This window comes from Nonomuraea sp. NPDC050547, assembly GCF_044457345.1.
Lineage (GTDB): Bacteria > Actinomycetota > Actinomycetes > Streptosporangiales > Streptosporangiaceae > Nonomuraea.
The window spans coordinates 138,237-159,003 of the sequence record NZ_JBITGW010000021.1 but is presented as its reverse complement, the minus strand read 5'-3'; the positions used below and the strand labels follow the sequence as shown (position 1 = coordinate 159,003).

Genomic DNA, 20,767 nt, shown 5'->3' with positions numbered 1-20,767 from the left:
GGGGTGGCGGAAGGCATCTTCATCCGGCTGCTCGGATCGGTGGGCGCGCGGGACGGCTCGCGCGCCGTCGAGCTCGGGGCGCCGCGCAGGCAGGCCGTGCTGGCGATGCTGGCCGCGCGGGCGGGCGCGCCGGTCACGGTGGAGGCGCTGGTCGACGGGGTGTGGGGCGAGAGCGCCCCGCGCAGTGCCGTACAGAACGTCCACACCTACATCGCCGGGCTGCGGCGGGCGCTGGAGCCAGGGCGGTCCCCGCGCGCTCCGGCCGGACTGCTGAGAGGCGTGCGCGGCGGCTACCTGCTGGCTCTGGCCCCCTCGTGCGTCGACTCCCTGGTCTTCGCCGACCGCGTCGAGCGGGCCCGCGCCTTACCGGCTGACCGGGCGCTGGCCCATCTGGACGAGGCGCTCGGGCTGTGGCGGGGTCCTGCGCTGTTCGGCCTGCCGGGCCCGTTCGCGGAGATCGAGGGGCAGCGGCTGGAGGAGCTCCGGCTGACCGTCGTCGAGGAAAGGGCCGCGCTGCTGCTCGACGCGGGCCGCGAGGCCGACGCGCTGGACGGCCTGGAGCAGGTGGCGCACGCCCATCCGCTGCGCGAGCGGCTGTGGGAGCTGCTGATCCGCGCCCAGGCCGGCAGTGGCCGCCGGGCGGAGGCGGCCAGATCGTTCGAGCGGGCGCGCCACAACCTGGCCGAGGAGCTGGGCGTGCGTCCCGGGCAGGGGTTGCGCGCGGCCCTGGAGGGGCTGGGGCAGGTCCGTGACCGCCGCGCGCCGCAGCAACTGCCACGCGACCTGCGTGGCTTCGTGGGCCGCGAGGCCGAGACGGCGGCGCTGTGCTCGCTGCTGGCGCCGCCCGCCGGCACGGCGCAGGCGTCCGTGGTAGCCGTCACCGGCGTGGCGGGGGCGGGCAAGTCCGCGTTGGCCGTCCACGTGGCCCACCTGCTGCACGCCCGGTTCCCCGACGGCCGGCTGTTCACGAACCTGCGCGGCGCCACGCCCGGGGTTCAGGCGGTGAGCCCGCTGGAGGCGCTGGGCCGGTTCTTACGGGCGCTGGGCGTGGCGGCCGAGGACGTACCGGTCGATCTGGACGAGGCCATCGCCCTGTGGCACAGCCGCCTGGACGGCCGGCGCGTGCTCGTCGTGCTCGACGACGCCAAGGACCCGGCCCAGGTACGGCCGCTGCTGTCGGTGCCGGCGGGCAACGCCGTACTCCTGACCAGCAGAGAGTCCTTCTCCTGCGTCGACGACTGCGCGCAGGTCGGCCTGGCGACGCTGCCGGAGCCGGAGGGCGCGGCCATGCTGGCCGAGCTGGTGGGCGGCGAGCGGGTGCGGGCCGAGCCGCTGGCGGGCCGGCGGCTGGTCGAGCTGTGCGGCGGCCTGCCGCTGGCGATCAGGGTCGCGGCGGCGCGGCTGCTGGACGACCCGCACGCGGGCCTGGCCCGGCACGTGGCCCTGCTGGAGGACGAGCACTCCCGGCTGGAGGAGCTGCAGGCGGGCGACATCGCGGTGCGCTCCAGCCTGATGGGCAGCTGGAGCGCGCTGGCCGGCAGCGAGCACGAGCGCGACCGGCAGGCCGCCGAGGCCCTCGCCGCCCTGGGACTGCTCGACGTGGCCGAGTTGTCGCCGCAGGTGGTGGCGGCGCTCATGGGAACGGGCGTCGCGGTCGCCGAGCGGGCGCTGAACCGGCTGGCCGCGGCGCATCTGATCGACCGCGTGCGGTCCGGCCGCTACCACCTGCACGACCTCGTACGGCTGTTCGCCCGCGAGATCGCCCCGCGACGGCGCCGCGAACCGCTGCTCAGAGCCCTGGGCTTCTACGCCGCCACGGCCCGCGCGGCCACCATCCTGCGCGACCCGCACCGGGTGCAGCCCGCCGGCCCGCCGGTCACCGCCGAACCCCAGCCCTTCGCCGACCGGGACGAGGCGTGCGCGTGGCTCGTCGCCGAGGATCCCAACCTGGTCGCGGCGGCGTGGCAGGCGATGGGCGAGCCCGACGACGAGATCGCCGCGCTGGGCGTCGCCGTGACGTTCGCGCTCCTGTGGCACCAGATCGACGCGTGCGCCATGGCCGACATGCGGCGGCTCAACGAACGGGCCCTGGTCGTGTCCCGGCGGCTGGGCCAGGACCGGCTGATCCTGGAGTGCCACAACCACCTGGGCCACACGGCCAACTGCTACCACCGCACTCCCGAGGCCATCTGGCACTACGAGCAGCAGCTCAACCTGGCCCGGCGGCTGGCGGACCCGTTCTGCGAGCAGCGCGCCCTGGGCAACATGGCCTCGACCCAGCACACCGGCGGCCTGTTCGCGCAGGCACTCGACTCGGCCCTGGCCCAGCTGGCCCTCGCCCGGAGGGAGGGGTTCGCCGTCGGGGAGCGCTTCGCGCTGTTCATCGCCGGCTCCGCCTACCGCGGCCTGGGCCGATCGGCCGAGGCGCGGGACCTGCTGACGCGGGCGTTCGACCTGGCCGTCGAGGCGGGCGACGACTTCCAGGTCCTGTCCACGGGCCGCGAGCTGGCCGAGCTCTACCTGGACCTGTACGACTTCGAGGAGGCGCTGGAACGGCTGACGCGCACCCACGCGCTGGCCGTGGCGCTCAACAGCAAGAAGTGCACGATCGCCTGCCTGATGGCCCTGGCCACGGCCTACCGGCGGCTCGGCGACCCGTCCAGGGCCCACGCCCACCTGACCGAGGCCGCCGCCCTCATCGAGGAGACCGGCGACGCCTACCACCTCGAACGCCTCCACCAGGAGGAACGCGCGGTCCGCCTTGATCTCAGCTGAGGTTGAGGTTCTAGCGTGGGGGCGTGAGACGTGGACGGATGCTCGCCGTGCTGCTCGTGGCCTGGTTCATGGCGCAGTTCGACTTCTTCGTGGTCAACGTGGCCGCGCCGGCCTTCGAGCGGGAACTGGGCGCGAGCCAGGCGCAGCTTGAGCTGATCGTGGGCGGCTACGCGTTCACGTTCGCCGCCGGGATGATCACCGGCGGGCGGCTGGGCGACCGCTACGGCTACCGCGGGATGTTCGTCGCCGGGATGACCGCGTTCACCCTCGCCTCGGTCCTGTGCGGGCTGGCACTCGACCCGGCCCAGCTCATCGCCGCCCGGCTCCTGCAAGGGCTGGCCGGCGCGATCATGGTGCCGCAGGTGCTGGCGATGATCCCGGTGATCTTCGAGCCGCGCGAGCGCCCCATGGCCGTCGGCTGGTACGGCGTCGCGGGCGGCGTCGGCGCGATCGCCGGGCAGGTGCTCGGCGGGCTGCTGCTCACCGTCGACGTCCTGGGCCTGGGATGGCGGATCGTCTTCCTGCTCAACCTGCCGATCGGCGTGGTCACGATCGTCCTGGCGGCTCGCCTGCTGCCGAAGGCCGGCCCGGGGACGTACGCGCGGCTGGACCTGCGTGGCGCCGCCGGGCTGGCGCTCGGGCTGGCGTTGCTGCTGGTGCCGCTCGGGCTCGGGCACAGCCTGGGCTGGCCGGTGTGGGCGTTGGTGTGCATGGCTTCCGCCGTACCGGTGCTGGCGCTGACCGGGTGGTGGCAGCGGGTGCTGGCCGCGCGCGGCGGTCAGCCCGTGCTGGACCTGGCGTTGCTGAAGGTGCGCTCCTACGTCGCCGGGGTCGGCGCGGTCACCGCTTTCACCGCCTATTTCGTGTCGTTCATGTTCACGCTGACGCTGCTGCTGCAGGGCGGGTTCGGGCTGGACGCGTTCCAGGCGGGGCTGGCGTTCGCGCCGATGGGGCTGATGTTCTCGATCACCTCGCTGCTCGGCAGCCGCCTGGTCCGCCGGTACGGCCCGCGGGTCGTCATGATCGGCGGCTGTGTCACCGCGGCCGGGCTGACCGGGATGCTCTTCGTGGAAGGGGTGCCGTGGACCATCGCGGCGCTCATGGTGGTCGGCACCGGCAACGGGCTGGTGCTGCCGCAGCTGATCGGCACCGCGCTGGTCGAGGTGGAGCCGGGGCAGGCGGGCATCGCCTCGGGCTTCCTGACGACGGCCCAGCAGTTCGCCGGGTCCGGCGGGGTCGCGGTGATCGGGGCGGTGTTCTTCGCGGCGGCCGCGGGACCGGGCGGCTACGCCGCGGGCATGCGCTGGTCGGCCGCGATCGATCTCGCGCTGATCCTGGTCGTGGTCGCCGTGGTGGCCTGCAACGGCCGCCGGGCGCTCACCCGAGCTGAGCTTCCAGTCCCTTCACGTCGGACATGACCCAGTACTCGGCGAAGCGGCCGCCTTCGGCCCGCAGGATGTCGTGGCCGCTGAAGGCGATCGGCCTGCCCTGATGGTCGCCGCTGAACGTCCAGCGGGCGGCCACGAGGTCGCCGGTGACGATCGGGCCCACGTCGAGCGTGACCTTCACGCCGGTGAAGGGTTCGTGGCCCTGCTTCAGCACCTCGATCAGCTCGTCGGGGCCCCGTACGTCCATGCCGGGCCAGTGGCCGGTGAAGTCGTCGGTGACGAGTTCCCGGGCGAGTGCGAAGTCGCCGTTCCACATCTCCAGGAGCCAGCGTTCGTACAGGTTGATGACCATATCCAGCGACGTACCCACTAGGTTGCCCTTCATGAACGTTGCGATTACCGGGGGTTATGTCGTGCCCGTGACGGGCGCGCCCGTCGAGAACGGCACCATTCTCATCCAGGACGGGAAGATCACCGCCGTCGGCCCGGACGTGACCGTGCCCGACGGCGTCGAGATCGTGGACGCGGGCGGCGCCTGGGTGCTGCCCGGCTTCGTCGAGGCTCACGGGCACATGGGCGTCCACGAGGAGGCCGACGGCTGGGCCGGCCAGGACACCAACGAGATGACCGACCCGAACGGCGCCCGCCTGCGCGCGCTCGACGCGATCAACCCGGCCGACCTCGGCTTCGGCGACGCGCTGTCCGGCGGCGTCACCACCGCGGTGATCAAGCCGGGCTCCGCCAACCCCATCGGCGGGCAGACCGTGGCGCTCAAGTGCTGGGGCAGGAGCGTGGAGGAGATGCTCCTGCGCGAGCCGGTGAGCGTGAAGAGCGCGCTCGGCGAGAACCCCAAGCGGGTGTACGGCGACCAGAAGAAGCTGCCCTCGACCCGCCAGGGCGTGGCCGCGGTGATCCGCGACGCGTTCATGAAGGCCCAGGACTACCGGGCCAAGCGGGCGGCGGCGGCCGACGAGGGTAAGCCGTTCGACCGGGACGGCACGATGGAGGTGCTGGTCAGGGTGCTGGACGGGGAGCTGCCCTGGTGCCAGCACACCCACCGCGCCGACGACATCGCCACCGCGCTGCGCCTGGCCGACGAATTCGGCTACCGGGTGATCGTCAACCACGCCACGGAGGGGCATCTGCTGGCCGACGTGCTCGCCGAGCGGCGGATTCCGGTGATCATCGGGCCGCTGTTCACCAGCCGGACGAAGGTGGAGCTGCGCCAGCGGTCGTTGCGCAACCCCGGCATTCTGGCCAGGGCGGGCGTCGAGCTGGCCATCACGACCGACCATCCGGTGGTGCCGATCCACTTCCTGGTGCACCAGGCGACGCTGGCCGTGAAGGAGGGGCTCGACCGGGAGACGGCTCTGCGGTCCATCACGGTGAACCCGGCCAAGATCATGGGGCTGGACGACCGGGTCGGGGCGCTGGCGCCGGGGCTCGACGGCGACGTGGTGATCTGGTCGGGGGATCCGCTGGACGTCATGAGCAGGGCGCTGAGGGTCTTCGTGTCCGGGCGTGAGGTGTACACGTTCTCCGATGAGCTGGGCGAGGGTGTGGTGGCCGACCCCTACTACCGCGAGTCCTGATTTTTCACGCCTTAACGCGCCGCGTCCCGTTTGGGGGCGCGGCGCGTTGGTTTGCGGCATGCCGTACAGTGAAAAAATCTAACACTCGTTCAATTTGTTTGCGGAGGCTTCTCCCATGGCCAACCCCTATGCGGCGTTGTTCAGGACGCCAGGCGCCGTGGCCTTCTCCCTCGCCGGATTCGTGGGGCGCATGCCCATCTCGATGACCGGGATCGGAGTGCTGACGATGTTGTCCCAGATGCGAGGCGGCTACGCGCTCGCCGGAGCCGTGGCCGCGACCTTCACGCTGTCCACCGCCCTCGCGGGTCCGCAGGTGTCGCGGCTGGTGGACCGGCTGGGGCAGGGGCGGGTGCTGCTGCCCGCCGCCGGGCTCAGCGTCGCCGGGCTCGCCGCCCTCCTGCTGTGCGCCCGCTCCGGCGCGCCCGCCTGGACGTTGTTCGTCTTCGCCGCGCTGGCCGGGACGCTGCCCAACCTGGCCGCGATGGTCCGCGCCCGCTGGACCCACGCGCACCGCGACTCCCCCCATCTGCACGCGGCCTTCTCGCTGGAGTCGGTGGTGGACGAGCTGACCTTCGTCATCGGTCCTGCGCTGTCGGTGGCACTGTCCACGGCGTGGTTCCCTGAGGCGGGCCCGCTGGTGGCCGGGGTGCTGCTGGTGGCCGGGGTCGTGCTGCTGGTGCCGCAGCGGCGCACCGAGCCGCCCGTTCAGAGGTACGACGCCGCCGCCGGCCCGAGCCGCTCGGCCGTCCGGATCCCGGCGGTGCGGCTGCTGGCGCTGCTCCTGGCGGCGGGCGGCGTGATCGCGGGCACGGTCGACGTGGTCAGCGTGGCCTTCGCCGCCCAGGCGGGCGCACCGGCGAGCGCCGGGTTCGTCCTGGCCGCCTACGCGGGCGGGTCGGCGCTGTCCGGGCTGGTGTTCGGGGCGCTGCGGCTCGCGGTGCCGCTGCCCCGGCTGCTGCTCGTCAGCGTGACCGGGACCGCGCTGACCACGGTGCCGCTGCTGTTCGCGGGCGGCGTGGCGGCGCTGGCCGCGGCGGTGTTCGCCGCCGGGCTGTTCTTCGCCCCTACGATGATCGTGGTGATGAGGCTCGTGGAGCGCGCGGTTCCCGCCTCGTCGCTCACCGAGGGGATGACCTGGGCGATCACCGGGCTGAGCGCGGGCATCGCGCTGGGCGCGGCGCTCGCGGGCGCGCTGGTCGACCGCTACGGCCCGACGAGCGGGTTCGGCGTCGCCGTCGCGGCTGGAGCGGTCGCGCTGGCGCTGGCCGTCCGGGCCGCCCGCGCCCCGGCAGGAAAGGAGGCGAAAGGTGAACGAGCCGCTCACTGACGGGCGCCGCATCAAGGGCGAGCAACGCAAGCGGGAACTGATCGAGGCGACGATCCGGGTGGTCGCCCGCGACGGCGTGGCCGGTGTCAGCCACCGCACCGTCGCCAAGGAGGCCGGCCAGCCCGCCACCGCCGCCGCCTACTACTTCAAGGCCATCGACGACCTGCTCACCGCCGCGCTGACCTCCTGCATGGACGAGGACGCCGAGCGCATGCGCCGCCTGGCCGACATGGACGACCCCGAGGAGGGCCTGCGGGCCCTGGCGGCGCTGATGTGCCGGGTCGTGGCCGCCCCCGCCCACCTGCTCGCCGAGTACGAGCTCTACCTCCTGGCCGCCCGCCGCCTCGAGCTGCGTGAGCCCACCCGGCGCTGGCTGGCCGCCGTCGAGCGCTTCGGCCGCCGCCACACCGACGATCCGGTACGGCTGCGCGTCCTCGCCGGCACGATCGACGGCGTGCTGATGCAGGCGCTGCTGACCGACACGCCGCCCGGCAGGGAGGACTGGGAGGACATCCTGCGGGCCGTGCTGCTCACACCCGGTCCAGAAACCGGGCGATGAGCGGGGCGATCTCCGCCAGGTCCTCCTCCAGCGCGAAGTGGCCGGTGTCGAAGACGTGGAGCTCGGCGCCGGGCAGATCGCGCAGGTAGGCGCGGGCGCCGGGCTCGGGGAAGAACGGGTCGTTGCGGCCCCACACGATCAGGGCGGGCGGGGTGTGCTCGCGCAGCCATGCCTGCCACCTGTCGTACTGCTCGACGTTGGAGCGGTAGTCGAAGGCCAGCGCGACCTGGGCCTCCTTGCGGCCGGGCAGGTCCAGGAAGTGCTGGTCGAGCGTCCAGCCGTCGGGCGAGAGGCGCTCGGGGTGACGGGTGCCCGACTCGTACTGGCCGCGGGTGCCGGACAGGGTGAGCAGGCCGCGGATCGTCTCCTCCGCGCCGGGCGTCTCCGGCCGCAGGTCGACGAAGTCGCGAGCTCCGGCCGACAGGCCCTCCTCATAGGCGTTGCCGTTCTGGATCACGAGACCGGCGATCCACTCGGGGTGCCGCAGCGCGAGACGGAAGCCGATCGGGGCGCCGAAGTCGAAGACGTACATGGTGAAGCGGGTGAGGCCGAGTTCGCGCACGAACCCCTCGGTGATGTCGGCGAGCCGGTCGAAGGAGTAGGTGAAGTCCTCGGGCGCCTGGGTGTGGCCGAAACCCGGATAGTCGGGGGCGATCAGCCGGTATCGGTCGCCGAGTTCGGCGATCAGCTGCCGGAACTGGTGCGAGCCGGACGGGAAGCCGTGCAGCAGCAGGAGCACAGGAGCGTCGGGCGTGGCGGGGACGGACTCGCGGTAGAAGACGCGCACGCCTTCGACGTCGGCATACATGCTGAACTAATGCCTTTCGTTAGTGAAGATGCATTAGTTGTAGCGTGTCGCGACCTAATGCGTCAACCCAGGGATATAGAATTAGTGACATGACGGATCCGCTCACCGGCGAACATCTGGCCCTCGACCTCGTCAACACCAGACCGAGCGTCGGTGACCTCCTCGCCACCCCCGCCGACCTGCGCCATTGGCTGGTCCTCCAGCGGGGCAGGCTGCGGGACGAACCGGTCGCCGAGCGCGACGTCGCCCAGGTACGCGAGCTGCGCGAACTGGTGGCCGTCGCCGTCTCGCACCTGCGCACCGGCACCGCCCCGCCCGAGGAGGTCCTGCGCGCCCTCACGCAGGCGCAGCGGATGGCGCCCGCCTACCGCGAGCTCTCCTGGCGCGACGGGGCCGTCGCCGCGCTCCCCCGGCGCTCCGGCACGCCCGGCGAACGCCTGGTGGCCCAGCTCGCCGAAGCCGCCGCCGACCTGCTCGCCGGCCCGGACGCCGGCCGTATCCGGCAGTGCGAGGGACATGACTGCGTGATGTTGTTCGTCCCCGCGCACCCGCGCCGCCGCTGGTGCTCGACCGCCCGCTGCGGCAACCGCGCCCGCGTGGCCCGCCACTACCAGCGCCACAAGCCCGCTTGAACTCTTCCGGATCCTCGAACCATTGATCAGATCCGGGCGTCAAACGAGATCACAAGCATCTGGAGTGGTTCATGTGATGATCTGGCCGAGCCCCGCCGCCGTGGGTGTGTCTCCGGCATGGTGAGCCGCAAGCGCGCCGCACGCTCCCCGCAGCACATCGACGTGAGTCGTCTTCCCGAGGACATCGTGGCGCTCCTCGACGACCTCCCGCCCGGCGAGAACCTGGTCGTCACGCGCGACGGCGCGCCGATCGCGACGATCGCCGGCACCGTCGACGTGGTCGAGGGCGCCGTCGTCGAGCGCGGCGCGCCCGACGAGGTCACCGAGCAGGCGCCGGTGGACTACGACGGCGTGACCGTCGTGGCCACCGCGATGGAGCTGTCGACCGCGGCCCGGGTGGCGCTGTCCACCCAGCTCGGCGCGGACTACGTCGTCCTCGACATGAAAGCGGCGCCCTTGACGGCCGACGTGCTTCTCGTGCCGCCGGGCAGCCCGCAGCTGATCGGGGCGCTGCGGGGAATGTTCACGAAGGCGCGCATCATCGTCACCGAGATCGAGGACGACGAGCTCGGCGTCCAGTACCACGGTCCGGTCCGGCGGCTGCTCGACGCCGGGGCCGAAGCGTATCTGCCTCCGGCGAACCTCCCGCGCCTGGCCATGCAGCTCGACTACACGCTCAACCACGGGCGCGAGCTCTCCGGCGGGACAGCCGCGCAGCCGCAGATCGCCCCGGCGGCGGACTGAAATCAGCACCATTCGAAGACGCCGGACGCCCGGCCCCCGTGCGGGGCCGGGCGTCCGGTCGGGTCGCCGTCAGCTGCAGCCGCTGGTCGAGCCGCAGCCCTCGCAGACGTAGCAGCTGCCCGCGGGGCGCATCTTGGTGCCGCACGTCATGCAGAGCGGCGCGTCCGCCGTGAAACGCTGGTGGCTCTCCAGCGTCAGCTCACGGCCCGGCGCGGGCTCGGCCGCCGGCTCCGGCTTGGCGGCCTCTATCGGCGCGGACTGGGCCAGGATCTCCCGGTCCACCGACTCGTGCAGCGGCGCCGGGTCCTCACCACGCTGCTGCGCGGCCCGCTCGGCGGCAGAGAAGATGCCCAGGGCGGCCCGCTCGTCGTACGGCAGGTGGTCCAGGGCCAGGCGGCGGAAGATGTAGTCCATCACCGACGTGGCCATCCGGATGTCCGGGTCGTCCGTCATTCCGGCGGGCTCGAAACGCATGTTGACGAACTTGCTCATGTACGTCTCGAGCGGCACGCCGTACTGCAGCCCGATCGAGATCGCCACGGAGAAGGCGTCCATGACGCCCGCCAGCGTCGAGCCCTGCTTGGACATCTTGAGGAAGACCTCGCCCAGACCGTCGTCCGGGTAGGACGAGGCGGTCATGTAGCCCTTGGCGCCGCCGACCGTGAAGCGGGTCGTCGTGCTGGGGCGCTGGTTGGGCATGCGGCGGCGGGTCGGCCGGTTGACCTCGATGACCTTGACCTCGGGCTCGCCGGCGGCGGCCTCGGTGGTCTTGGCCTCCTCCTTCTTGCCCCCGACCGACAGCGGCTGGCCGACCTTGCAGTTGTCGCGGTAGACGGCCAGCGCCTTCAGGCCGAGCTTCCAGCCCTCCAGGTAGACCTGCTCGATGTCGTCGATCGTGGCCGACTCGGGCAGGTTGACCGTCTTGGAGATGGCGCCCGACAGGAACGGCTGCGTGGCGGCCATCATCCGCACGTGGCCCATCGGCGCGATCGCGCGCTCACCCATCGCGCAGTCGAACACCTCGTAGTGCTCCTGCTTGAGGCCGGGCGCGTCGACGACGTGGCCGTGCTCGGCGATGTACTCGACGATCGCCTCGATCTGCTCCTGCTGGTAGCGCAGCTGCTTGAGCGCGCGCGGGATCGTCTGGTTGACGATCTGCATCGAGCCGCCGCCGACGAGCTTCTTGAACTTGACCAGCGCCAGGTCCGGCTCGATCCCGGTGGTGTCGCAGTCCATCATCAGGCCGATGGTGCCGGTCGGGGCCAGCAGCGACGCCTGGGCGTTGCGGTAGCCGTTCTTCTCGCCGAGCTTGAGGCACTCCGACCACTGCTTGGACGCCTCAGTGTGGATCTTGGAGTCCATGATGCCGACCGTGCGCAGGTTGTCGTTGGCGGCGGCGTGCTTGCGCATGACGCGCTTGTGCGGCTCGGCGTTGCGGGCATAGCCCTCGTACGCGCCGACGGCCGCGGCCAGCTCCGCGCTGCGGCGGTAGGAGACACCGGTCATCAGGCTCGTGATGGTGCCGGCCACCGCGCGGCCGCCGTCGGAGTCGTAGGCGTGGCCGGTGGCCATGAGCAGAGCGCCCAGGTTGGCGTAGCCGATGCCGAGCTGGCGGTAGGCGCGGGTGGTCTCGCCGATCTTCTCCGTCGGGAAGTCCGCGAAGGTGATCGAGACGTCCATCGCGGTGATGATCAGCTCGGTGAGCTTCACGAAGTTCGCGATGTCGAAGGAGTTGTCGTCCTTCAGGAACTTCAGCAGGTTGATGCTGGCCAGGTTGCAGGAGGAGTTGTCCAGGTGGACGTACTCACTGCACGGGTTGGACGCGGTGATGCGGCCGGTCTCCGGGCTGGTGTGCCAGTCGTTGATCGTGCCGTCGTACTGGATGCCCGGGTCGGCGCACTCCCACGCGGCCTTGGCCATCTTGCGGAACAGGCCCTGGGCGTCGACCTCCTCGATGACCTCGCCGGTCAGGCGGGCGCGCAGGCCGAACTTCTCGCCCTTCTCCACCGCGTGCATGAACTCGTCGGAGACACGCACGGAGTTGTTGGCGTTCTGGTACTGCACGGACACGATGTCCTTGCCGCCCAGGTCCATGTCGTAACCGGCGTCGCGCAGGGCGCGGATCTTGTCCTCTTCGCGGGCCTTGGTGTCGATGAACTCCTCGATGTCGGGGTGGTCGACGTCGAGCACGACCATCTTGGCCGCGCGCCGCGTGGCACCGCCCGACTTGATGGTCCCGGCCGAGGCGTCGGCGCCGCGCATGAAGCTGACAGGGCCGCTGGCCGTACCGCCGCTGGAGAGAAGTTCCTTGGAGGAGCGGATGCGGGACAGGTTGATGCCAGAGCCGGAGCCGCCCTTGAAGATCACGCCCTCTTCCTTGTACCACTCCAGGATCGACTCCATCTGGTCGTCCACGGCAAGGATGAAACACGCGCTGACCTGCTGCGGGGACTGCGTGCCCACGTTGAACCAGACCGGCGAGTTGAAGGCGAAGACCTGGTGCGAGAGCGCGTACTTGAGCTCGTGATCGAAGATCTCGGCGTCCTCGTCCGTGGCGAAGTAGCCGTGCTCGACCGCGGTCTTGGTGTACATGCCGACCACGCGGTCGACCAGCTGCTTCAGGCTCCACTCACGCTGCGGGGTGCCCACGGCGCCCCGGAAGTACTTGGTGGTCACGATGTTGGCCGCGTTGACCGACCAGAACTCGGGGAACTCGACACCCCGCTGCTCAAAATTGACCGACCCGTCGCGCCAGTTGGTCATGACGACGTCACGGCGCTCCCAGGTGATCTCGTCGTAGGGATGCACGCCCGGCTTGGTGAAGATCCGCTTCATCCTCAGACCCTTGCGGGGCTTCTTGCCCCCGCGCGCCACTGAACCGCTTGCCGTCTCCGTCATGACTCCCCCTTCAGGCCCTTGACGGCCGAGCTCGTCGTGCCGGTGCGGCTCGACTCCCTCTCCGTCTTCAACTGTTCGATCTCGGCCTCGAAGTCCGCCAGGCTCTCGAAACCGCGATATACCGATGCGAACCGCAGGTACGCCACCTCGTCCAGCTCCCGCAGCGGGCCCAGGATCGCCAGCCCCACCTCGTTGGAGGGGATTTCCGCCGCGCCCCTGGCCCGGATGACCTCCTCGACCCTCTGCCCCAGCTGGGCCAGGGAGTCCTCGGTCACCGGCCTGCCCTGACAGGCCCGCCGTACGCCCGCGACGACCTTGTCCCGTGAGAAGGGCTCGGTCACCCCGCTACGCTTGCTCACCATCAGCAGGACCGTCTCCTGGGTGGTGAACCTGCGCCCGCACTCCGGACACGTCCGGCGTCGCCTGATGGCCGCGCCGTCGTCCGTGGAGCGGCTGTCGATGACCCTCGTGTCGGGGTGGCGGCAGAACGGACAGTGCACGCTGCTTCGCCTCCTCGAACGGCCGCGTAAAGCGGTTGTCCCCGTACGCTCGCGCACACCCCACGGCGAGCCATGGAGCGGTCACGGAAACACAAGTTGTGGTGAACTACATCGGTGTAACTACTAGATGTTGTGGTCCTAAGTTAGAAGCGCGCGACCATGAACGCAAGTTGGCGCGGCCCTTCCCACCGAAGTCGCTGATCAGCGGGGTGATGGGCGCTTCGGCCGGGCGTGTCGGCGTCAACAAGCGGGGCGAGGCAGGTGTTCCCGGACCTGTTTCCGCAGGTCGGTGGGGTGTTGGCGGGCCCGCCCGCTTGGGCCTTGATGATCTTGCTTGGAGTGCGGGAAGCCCCTGTGCGCCGGGGTTCCGGAGGTTTCCGAGGCCGGTGTGAGAGGTGGTGCACCGGTGCGTCCGTGAGGCTGATGCTCTCCGCCGGGTGCGCGCGCAAAACGCGCGCCCGTTGCCGGGCGCGCGCTCCTGCCTTCAGGTTGTACGGCGATGCGTCCTCAGCGGCCCGAGGGGATGTACAGGCGGGCGCCGGGACGGATCAGGGAGCTCTTCAGCCCGTTCAGCCGCATGATGTCCCGGGCCACGGCGTCGGCGTCGCCCTCAGGGGAGACGGTTCCCGCGATGGTCCACAGGGTGTCGCCGTCCTCGACCACGACCCACGGCAGGCCCGCGGTGCCGGGCAGCGCCTGGCCCGCCGAGGCGAGGCTCACCGCCCGGGTGCCCAGCCACAGGCCGGCCAGGGCGAGCGCGGCCACGACCACCACCAGGGCCGCCCTGCCGCGCCGCGTCAGCCGTACGGGAGGCTTGGGCCGATTGACCCGCACCTCACCCCCGCGCGACCCACCCCCACGCCCAGCACCACCACGCCCGGTCCCATCGCCATTGCCACGACCACGCACGGCACCCCCGCTTTCGGCACCACCACGTCCTTTGGGTCTGCCTTTGCGCGGGATCGGCTGGGTGTCGTGCGTTCGGGTGTCCCCGGGAGCCCCCGTGGCCCCGGCGACCCTGTTCCGCGCACGCTCCTGGCGGCCTCGCGACCGCCCGCCGTTCCTCGAACCGCCCCGGGCACGCTCCTGGCGACGGCGCGGCCGTTCACCCGAACTCCCGCGACCGTCCGCAGACCCGTCACCCGGCACAGACGGGCCACGCGGCACAGACCCCTCGGACCGCGTGCGCCCGTCACCCCGCGCAGGGCTGTCACCCCGCGCAGGGCTCTCAAGTCGCGGGCCGGGGCCCGTGCCTGTGGGCTCCGTGCGTGGTGGTGGGACCAGCCAGAGGGTCGGGCCGCCCGGACGGCCGCGGCGCACGCGGCCGGGACGCGAGCCCTGCCCGGCCGTGCGCGCCGCGGCCCGCTCCGCGGGGTCCCCCGGGCCGCCGTTGTTCGAACGCCCGGCGCCCCGGTTGTTCGAACGGTGGCGCTCGGCGCTCTCTGCTGCGCGCCGGGCGTCGGCCAGGACGATGTCGGCGATCAGCGTGAGCCCCTGGACGTCGTCGCTGGTCGATGATGTGGTTGTGGTCGCTCGCACGATTGGCCTCCCGCCCCTGTGGCCTTAGCAAAAGGCCCAATAAAGATCGGCAAATCGAACACGGTGTCGATCGAACTCCCGTACGATGTTGTACACCACGCTGGCGACATTTTCGAGGAAGACTCGAACAATTGTTTGAGGATGATCTTCGACGGCGATATCGTCGCTGTGTGCGACATGAAGACCACAGACCGGCAGGCGCGCCGAAGAGGCCGCCCACCGGGCGAGGAGGAGAGCATGAGCGAGCGGGATGACGCAAACGGGGTCAGCGACCTCGCGGTGCGCCGGCGTGACTCCCTGGGCCTGACCCCACGGCAGCGCAAGATCCTCGAGGTGATCCGCGATTCCGTCCAGCAGCGCGGTTATCCCCCGTCCATGCGGGAGATCGGCGAGGCCGTCCAGCTGACGAGCACGTCCAGCGTGTCGCACCAGCTGACGGCCTTGCAGCGCAAGGGCTACCTGCGCCGCGACCCCCACCGTCCGCGCGCGCTGGAGGTCCGCCTGCCCGGCGAGCCGGTCCTGTGGGTCGATCCCGACGCCAACGACGACGAGCCCGCGGTGAGCCGCCCGACCGCGGCGTACGTCCCGCTGGTCGGCCGCATCGCCGCCGGTGGCCCGATCCTGGCCGAGGAGAGCGTCGAAGACGTCTTCGCCCTCCCCAAGCAGCTCGTCGGCGAGGGCACGCTCTTCCTCCTCCAGGTATCCGGTGACTCGATGATCGAGGCCGCGATCGCCGACGGCGACTGGGTCGTGGTCCGCCAGCAGCCGGTGGCGGAGAGCGGAGACATCGTGGCCGCCATGATCGACGGCGAGGCCACGGTGAAGACCTTCAAGCGCAAGGACGGCCACGTCTGGCTGGTCCCCCACAACTCCAACTACGACCCCATCCCGGGCGACGAGGCCAGCGTCCTGGGCAAGGTGGTAGCCGTCCTCCGCCGCCTCTGACCCACAGGGCCCGGCACCACACCGGGCCCTCCCCAGCCCCCCTTCGCCTCCCGACTCTCCCTCCGCTGTTCCCTCTCGCGGCTCCCGTCTCCCCTCGCGGCTCCCCGTCCCCCCTCCTGGTTCCGGCTCCCCTTGACGCGTGCGGCTCCTCCTTGACGCGCGCCGATACCGCTGAAGTGAGGGCTCCTCCTGAGGGCACGCGCCGCCCTGCCGTTTGGGGGCCATGGTGGTCTGCGCCGCATAAGTGCTCTCTGGCCTGCGGCTTCCGCGGGTCGCGCCGGGTAGGCAGTGGGGTTCAGGTGAGCATGCGGTCGTCTGCGCCGGACACGTAGCGCCACCTGCCCGGAGGCTTCCGTGGCTGCGCCCAGTGGTGGGTGCGGTGCGTGGGTCGCGCCGGGGCACCTGCGCCGGGTAGGTGCGGTGGGTACCGGGTCGGGTGGGTGCGGTCATGCCGAGTAGGTGCGGTGGATGCCGGGTCGGGTGGGTGCGGTGGATGCCGGGTCAGGTGGTGCGGTCGTGCCGGGTCGAGTCAGGGTCAGGTCGGGGTCAGGGGCGGGTAGGGAGGTGGGCGGGTTTTGGCTCTGTCGGGAAATGTCGTGAAAAATACAATGCTCGGGTGAAACGTGATGGGTTGAAGTGGAGCAAGGTCGCGCCGGGTGTGATTCCGGCCTGGGTGGCGGACATGGATCTGCCCACCGCTCCGGCCGTCGTCGAGGCGCTCAAGGCTCGGGCGGAGGGTGATCTCGGCTATCCGACCTGGCTGGACAACCACCAGGCCGGTCCCATGTCCGAGGCGTTCGCCGAGCGCATGACCGCCAAGTTCGGGTGGGCTCCCGACATCGGTCACTGCCGCACCTACAGCGACCTCAACCAGGCCCTCCAGGTGTTCCTGCAGGTCTGGACGCGCCCCGGGGACGGGGTGGCGGTTCATACACCTACCTACCACCCGTTCCTGGGCACACTTTCCGGAATGAACCGTCCGATGCGCCCGATCCAGCTCGAACCCGACGGCGAGTCGTGGCGGTTCGAGGTGCCGGATCTGCGCGGATGCCGGGTGCTGCTGCTGGTCAACCCGCACAACCCCACCGGACGTGTCTTCACCCGCGCCGAGCTGGAACTCCTGGCCGAGCACGCGGTCCGCCACGACCTGCTGGTGATCTCCGACGAGATCCACGCCGACCTCGTGTACGCCCCCCACCGGCACATCCCGTTCGCCACCATCCTCCCGGAACGCACCGTCACCCTGACCTCGGCCACCAAGGCGTTCAACCTGGGCGGGATCCGCTGCTCGATCGCCCACGTCGGCGCGCCCGAGGTCCGCAAGGCTCTCGAGGAGCAGCCTCCCTTCGTGTACGGCTCCGCCCACCTGTTCGGCGTCGAGGCCACGGTGGCGGCCTGGCGGCACGGCGACACATGGCTGGCGGACACGCTCGCCCTCCTGGACCGCAACCGGCACACCCTCGCCGCCCGCCTCCCGGGCACGGTGAGCTACCGGGAACCGGAGGCCACGTACCTGGCCTGGCTGGACGTCGGCCGTCCGGGCGTGGCCGACGTCCTGGAGCGCGAGGCCAAGGTGCTGCTGAACGACGGAGCCGCCTTCGGCCCCGGTGGTGACGACTACGTGCGGCTCAACTTCGCCACCACCGAGGACACCGTGGCCCAGATCCTGGACCGCATCGTGCCGGTCCTAGCCTGAGATGCCAGTCCTGGCCTGATATGCCGTCCTGGCCTGAGATGCCGGTTCTCGCGTGAGATGCCGCTCCTAGCCTGAAAGCCGCTCCTAGGGGAGGAGGAGAAGCTGAGGAAAGGTCAGGCGAGGGGCGGCAGGTCGGGCGGCGTCGCCGGAGGGTGTTCCTCCAGCGCGGCCAAGGCCAGCTCCACCGCCTTCTCCAGCTGCGGGTCCCGCCCCGCCACCCGGTCCTGCGGCGTCATGACCACCTCGATGTCCGGGTCGACGCCGTAGTTCTCGACCCCCCAGCCGTGTCCCCCCTCCAGCCAGAACGAGTACCGGGGCTGGGTGACCACGGTGCCGTCGACCAGCGAGTACCGGGAGTCGATCCCGATGACGCCGCCCCACGTCCGCGTCCCGACCAGCGGGCCGATGCCGCGGATCTTGATGCCGGCGCTGACGATGTCGCCGTCGGAGCCGGCGAACTCGTCGGTGACGGCGACGATCGGGCCGCGGGGGGAGTCCTCGGGGTAGCGGCGGGGTTCGTAGCCGCGGGCGCGCGCCCAGCCGGACACCCGCCGGGACAGCTTCTCCAGCACCAGCTCGGAGGTGTGACCGCCGCCGTTCTCCCGCACGTCCACGACGAGGCCGTCGTGGTCCATCTCGGTACGCAGGTCGCGGTGGAACTGCGCCCACCCGGCGGCGACCATGTCGGGAACGTGCAGGTAGCCGAGCCGCCCGCCGGACAGCTCGTGGACGCGGGCCCGCCGGCTCTCGACCCACTCGTGGTAGCGCAGCTGGGTCTCGTCGGTGATCGGGGTGACGACGACGCGGCGCGGGTCGCCGCCCGAGGCCGGCCGTACCGTGAGCTCGGTGGGCTGGCCGGCGGTGCCGGCGAGGGAGGCGAGCGGGCCGCGCACGGGGTCGACGGGGCGGCCGCCGACGGCGAGGATCGCGTCGCCCTCGCGGACGGCGACGCCGGGCGCGAGCAGCGGCGAGCGCGCGTCGTGGTCGGAGCTCTCGCCGGGCAGGATGCGGGTGACGCGCCAGGCGCCGTCTTCGTCGCGGGCCAGGTCGGCGCCGAGCAGGCCCTGGCGGCGGCGGGGGTCGACGCCGGTGCCGTTGGCGCGGGCGTAGGCGTGGGAGGTGCCGAGTTCGCCCTGTACCTCCCAGAGCAGGTCGATCAGCTCGGAGTAGGAGCCGATGCGCTCGACGAGCGGGGCGTAGCGGTCGAGCATGCCCTGCCAGTCGACGCCGTTCATGTCCGCGCGCCAGAAGTGGTCGCGCATGAGGCGGCCGGCCTCGTGGTAGCTCTGGCGCCATTCCGCGACGGGGTCGATGGTGACGCCGACGCGGTCGAGGTCGATGGTGACGACCTCGTCGCCTTCGCCGGCGGCGCGGGTCTGCAGGCCGTTCTTGCCGTTGGTGACCAGGCGGCCGCCGTCGGAGCTGACCTCGAACGCCCGGTACTCCTTGCCGAGCTCGGCCTTGGCGCGCTTCTTGAGGTCGTAGCGCTCCAGCACGACCTCGGGGGTGACGTCGCTGCCGTCGCCGAGCTGGCCGGTCAGCGGGTGGCGCAGCCACAGCAGGGCGTCCTTGGCGGTGCGCAGGTTGCCGTAGCGGCCGGCGGGCACCGGGACGGGCACGACGCGGGCGGCGAGACCTTCGGCGTCGACCTCGGTGCGCGGCGGCGTGTCGCCGTTCTTCTTGTCCTTGGCGTCCTTGGAGCCCTTGTCGTCGTCCTCGCCGTTGAAGCCGCGCCCCTGGAGGCTCGGGTCGAAGGGGCTGGGCGTGGTGGCCTGCAGCGGCACGATGTACGGCCGGCACGCATTGGGGAAGGACAGGTCGAAGACGTGCGAGTCGTAGACCGGATCGAAGGTCCGCATGGACAGGAACGCCAGGTGCTTGCCGTCCTTGGTGAAGACCGGCGAGTAGTCGGAGAAGCGCGGCTGCGTCACCTCCAGCGTGGCGGTCCCGTCGACCCGCCCGACCTTGATCTGCGACAGCGGCTCCGGGTGCGGGTGAACCCAGGCGAGCCAGGCGGAGTCGGGCGAGAAGGCCAGGTCGCCGATGTCGCCGTGGGCGGTTCTGTCGAGTTCGCGCAGGGTGCCGTTGTCGAGGTCGACGGCGAGCAGGCGGCCGTCGTGGGTGGCGACGGCGGCGTGCTTGCCGTCGGGCGCGGCGGCCAGTTCGAGCACCCGTCCGAGCTCGCCCGCGGCCAGGGTGCGGATCTCGCCGCCGGGCACTCCGGTCTCCAGCGCGTCCTCGCCGGTGGCGTCGGAGACCCAGATGGCGCGGCCGTCGGCGTCGAGGGTGCGCGGGAGCCGTACCCGCACGCCTGCTTCGGCGCGTAGCGCGCCGGCGGGTCCGTCGCGGTGGGTCACCCAGTGCGCGGTGCCGCGGATCTCGATCGCGCTGGCCCGTCCGGTCGCGTCGGGCGAGAAGCCGCCGACGCGGCTGGGCGCCGGGCGCTTGGCGCGCGCCGGGCGCGGCCCGCCAAGCGAGATGTCCAGCTTGTACGGCTCCGCAGCCAGATCCTCCAGCAGCCAGAGGTCCCCGGCATGGCTGTAGACCACGCGCTGCCCGTCGGTGGCCGCGTGCCGGGCGTAGAAGTCGTCGTGCGTGGTGTGCCGGCGCACGTCGGAACCGTCGGCCAGGGCGGAGTAGAGGTTGCCGGTCCCGTCCTCGTCGTTGAGGAACGCCAGGCGTTCCCCCACCCACATGACCGACCAGTACGGCGAGAGCCGATCGGCGAACAGCCGCTCGAACTCGCCGTCGCCGTCGGCGTCCACCCAGATCTTGCCCGCGGTCCCGCCGCGGTAGCGCTTCCACTGCGACGGCTCGCGCCACACCGCGGAGACCACCGCGACCCGCTCACCGTCGACGGCCGCCTCGCTGACCCACCCGTACGGCAGCCGCGTGGCGGGACCGCCGTCGAGCGGCACGGAGTACGCCCAGGTCCGGCTCCGCCCGGCTTCGCCCGCCGCGGTCACGGCCAGCACGTTCCCGTCGGCGGTCCAGCCGCGTACGCCGGTCGTGCTGTTGCCCCAGAACGTCAGTCTGTCGACCGCCGCATCGTCGATCTCGGCGGCGAAGGCTTCCGGCGCGCCTTCGCGTGCGCCGGTCCAGGCGATGCGGGTACCGTCGGGAGAGAAGCGCGGGGAACTGACCGGGATGCGGTCGGCGGTGAACCGCCACGCGCGGCCACCGCTCAGCGGAGCGAGCCAGACATCGTCGTCGGCGACGAAGGTGACCAGGTCACCGTGCAGATGCGGGTATCTCAGGTATGCGCCATTTGTCACATCTGAACCCTAGTGCTCGGTCCGCGGCGACGGCTCGTGCTCGCTCCCAGCGAACAGCTCGCTAAAGCGGTCTAGTCCAGGAACAGAGG

At 71.5% G+C, this 20,767-nt stretch carries 15 protein-coding genes; 9 read left to right on the top strand and 6 right to left on the bottom strand.

Annotated elements, in window-relative coordinates; translation table 11 throughout:
* Positions 1-3 precede the first annotated feature (3 nt).
* Together ACIBHY_RS42850 and ACIBHY_RS42845 are read left to right on the top strand one after the other, a co-directional pair.
* Positions 4-2,775 carry a BTAD domain-containing putative transcriptional regulator gene (locus tag ACIBHY_RS42850; protein ID WP_397309718.1) on the top strand — a complete coding sequence of 924 codons (2,772 nt, stop codon included), beginning with the start codon at positions 4-6 and terminating at the stop codon, positions 2,773-2,775.
* A 23-nt stretch (positions 2,776-2,798) separates the two neighbouring features.
* Entirely contained in the window at positions 2,799-4,193 is a 1,395-nt protein-coding gene (locus ACIBHY_RS42845; RefSeq protein ID WP_397241887.1) for an MFS transporter, read from the top strand.
* Here ACIBHY_RS42845 and ACIBHY_RS42840 read toward each other — a convergent pair.
* Positions 4,153-4,548, bottom strand: coding sequence for an ester cyclase (locus tag ACIBHY_RS42840; RefSeq protein ID WP_397241885.1), 396 nt, complete (start codon positions 4,546-4,548; stop codon positions 4,153-4,155). The two genes, ACIBHY_RS42845 and ACIBHY_RS42840, sit on opposite strands and share 41 nt — an antisense overlap.
* Between ACIBHY_RS42840 and ACIBHY_RS42835 the strand changes: the two genes are divergently transcribed.
* The 3 genes from ACIBHY_RS42835 (at position 4,547) to ACIBHY_RS42825 (ending at position 7,641) form a co-directional block, all read left to right on the top strand.
* Entirely contained in the window at positions 4,547-5,755 is a 1,209-nt protein-coding gene (locus ACIBHY_RS42835; RefSeq protein WP_397309717.1) for an amidohydrolase, read from the top strand. The two genes, ACIBHY_RS42840 and ACIBHY_RS42835, sit on opposite strands and share 2 nt — an antisense overlap.
* A gap of 115 nt (positions 5,756-5,870) precedes the next feature.
* Positions 5,871-7,082: an MFS transporter gene (locus tag ACIBHY_RS42830; RefSeq protein WP_397309715.1), complete on the top strand. Its 1,212-nt coding sequence runs from the start codon at positions 5,871-5,873 to the stop codon at positions 7,080-7,082.
* Positions 7,063-7,641, top strand: coding sequence for a TetR/AcrR family transcriptional regulator (locus tag ACIBHY_RS42825; RefSeq protein WP_397309714.1), 579 nt, complete (start codon positions 7,063-7,065; stop codon positions 7,639-7,641). Before ACIBHY_RS42830 ends, ACIBHY_RS42825 begins: the two co-directional genes overlap by 20 nt.
* Here the strand turns inward: ACIBHY_RS42825 and ACIBHY_RS42820 are convergent.
* Positions 7,613-8,449 carry an alpha/beta fold hydrolase gene (locus ACIBHY_RS42820; protein ID WP_397309713.1) on the bottom strand — a complete coding sequence of 279 codons (837 nt, stop codon included), beginning with the start codon at positions 8,447-8,449 and terminating at the stop codon, positions 7,613-7,615. The two genes, ACIBHY_RS42825 and ACIBHY_RS42820, sit on opposite strands and share 29 nt — an antisense overlap.
* An 89-nt stretch (positions 8,450-8,538) precedes the next feature.
* On the opposite strand from ACIBHY_RS42820, the gene ACIBHY_RS42815 reads away from it, so the two are divergent.
* Both ACIBHY_RS42815 and ACIBHY_RS42810 read left to right on the top strand, forming a co-directional pair.
* Positions 8,539-9,081: a CGNR zinc finger domain-containing protein gene (locus tag ACIBHY_RS42815; RefSeq protein WP_397241875.1), complete on the top strand. Its 543-nt coding sequence runs from the start codon at positions 8,539-8,541 to the stop codon at positions 9,079-9,081.
* A 162-nt stretch (positions 9,082-9,243) separates the two neighbouring features.
* Positions 9,244-9,825 (top strand): hypothetical protein, encoded by a 582-nt coding sequence (locus tag ACIBHY_RS42810; RefSeq protein ID WP_397309712.1) that lies wholly within the window; start codon positions 9,244-9,246, stop codon positions 9,823-9,825.
* Positions 9,826-9,894: 69 nt separating this feature from the next.
* On the opposite strand, the gene ACIBHY_RS42805 is transcribed toward ACIBHY_RS42810, so the two are convergent.
* The 3 genes from ACIBHY_RS42805 to ACIBHY_RS42795 all read right to left on the bottom strand — a co-directional run bounded on the left by ACIBHY_RS42805 (position 9,895) and on the right by ACIBHY_RS42795 (position 14,057).
* Complete coding sequence (locus ACIBHY_RS42805) at positions 9,895-12,723, bottom strand: vitamin B12-dependent ribonucleotide reductase (RefSeq protein ID WP_397241871.1); 2,829 nt, start codon at positions 12,721-12,723, stop codon at positions 9,895-9,897.
* Positions 12,720-13,223, bottom strand: coding sequence for a transcriptional regulator NrdR (nrdR, locus tag ACIBHY_RS42800; RefSeq protein WP_397241869.1), 504 nt, complete (start codon positions 13,221-13,223; stop codon positions 12,720-12,722). Before nrdR ends, ACIBHY_RS42805 begins: the two co-directional genes overlap by 4 nt.
* A gap of 507 nt (positions 13,224-13,730) precedes the next feature.
* On the bottom strand, positions 13,731-14,057 hold the full coding sequence (locus ACIBHY_RS42795; RefSeq protein WP_397241867.1) for a LysM peptidoglycan-binding domain-containing protein: 327 nt from the start codon (positions 14,055-14,057) through the stop codon (positions 13,731-13,733).
* Positions 14,058-14,999: 942 nt separating this feature from the next.
* Between ACIBHY_RS42795 and lexA the strand changes: the two genes are divergently transcribed.
* Entirely contained in the window at positions 15,000-15,707 is a 708-nt protein-coding gene (gene lexA, locus ACIBHY_RS42790; RefSeq protein ID WP_397241865.1) for a transcriptional repressor LexA, read from the top strand.
* Positions 15,708-16,323: 616 nt separating this feature from the next.
* Positions 16,324-17,403, top strand: a complete 1,080-nt coding sequence (locus ACIBHY_RS42785) for a MalY/PatB family protein (RefSeq protein WP_397309711.1) — start codon at positions 16,324-16,326, stop codon at positions 17,401-17,403.
* A 113-nt stretch (positions 17,404-17,516) separates the two neighbouring features.
* Here ACIBHY_RS42785 and ACIBHY_RS42780 read toward each other — a convergent pair whose 3' ends face one another.
* The gene (locus ACIBHY_RS42780) at positions 17,517-20,678 is read right to left on the bottom strand and encodes a PDZ domain-containing protein (protein ID WP_397309710.1); all 3,162 of its coding nucleotides are present in this window, start codon (positions 20,676-20,678) and stop codon (positions 17,517-17,519) included.
* Positions 20,679-20,767 lie beyond the last annotated feature (89 nt).

Bases quoted from the DNA above. Each gene is read 5' to 3' on its own strand.
- ACIBHY_RS42835 (WP_397309717.1), top strand. From the start codon at position 4,547: ATGAACGTTGCGATTACCGGGGGTTATGTCGTGCCCGTGACGGGCGCG.
- ACIBHY_RS42840 (WP_397241885.1), bottom strand. From the start codon at position 4,548: ATGAAGGGCAACCTAGTGGGTACGTCGCTGGATATGGTCATCAACCTG.
- ACIBHY_RS42830 (WP_397309715.1), top strand. From the start codon at position 5,871: ATGGCCAACCCCTATGCGGCGTTGTTCAGGACGCCAGGCGCCGTGGCC.
- ACIBHY_RS42820 (WP_397309713.1), bottom strand. From the start codon at position 8,449: ATGTATGCCGACGTCGAAGGCGTGCGCGTCTTCTACCGCGAGTCCGTC.
- ACIBHY_RS42815 (WP_397241875.1), top strand. From the start codon at position 8,539: ATGACGGATCCGCTCACCGGCGAACATCTGGCCCTCGACCTCGTCAAC.
- ACIBHY_RS42805 (WP_397241871.1), bottom strand. From the start codon at position 12,723: ATGACGGAGACGGCAAGCGGTTCAGTGGCGCGCGGGGGCAAGAAGCCC.
- lexA (WP_397241865.1), top strand. From the start codon at position 15,000: ATGAGCGAGCGGGATGACGCAAACGGGGTCAGCGACCTCGCGGTGCGC.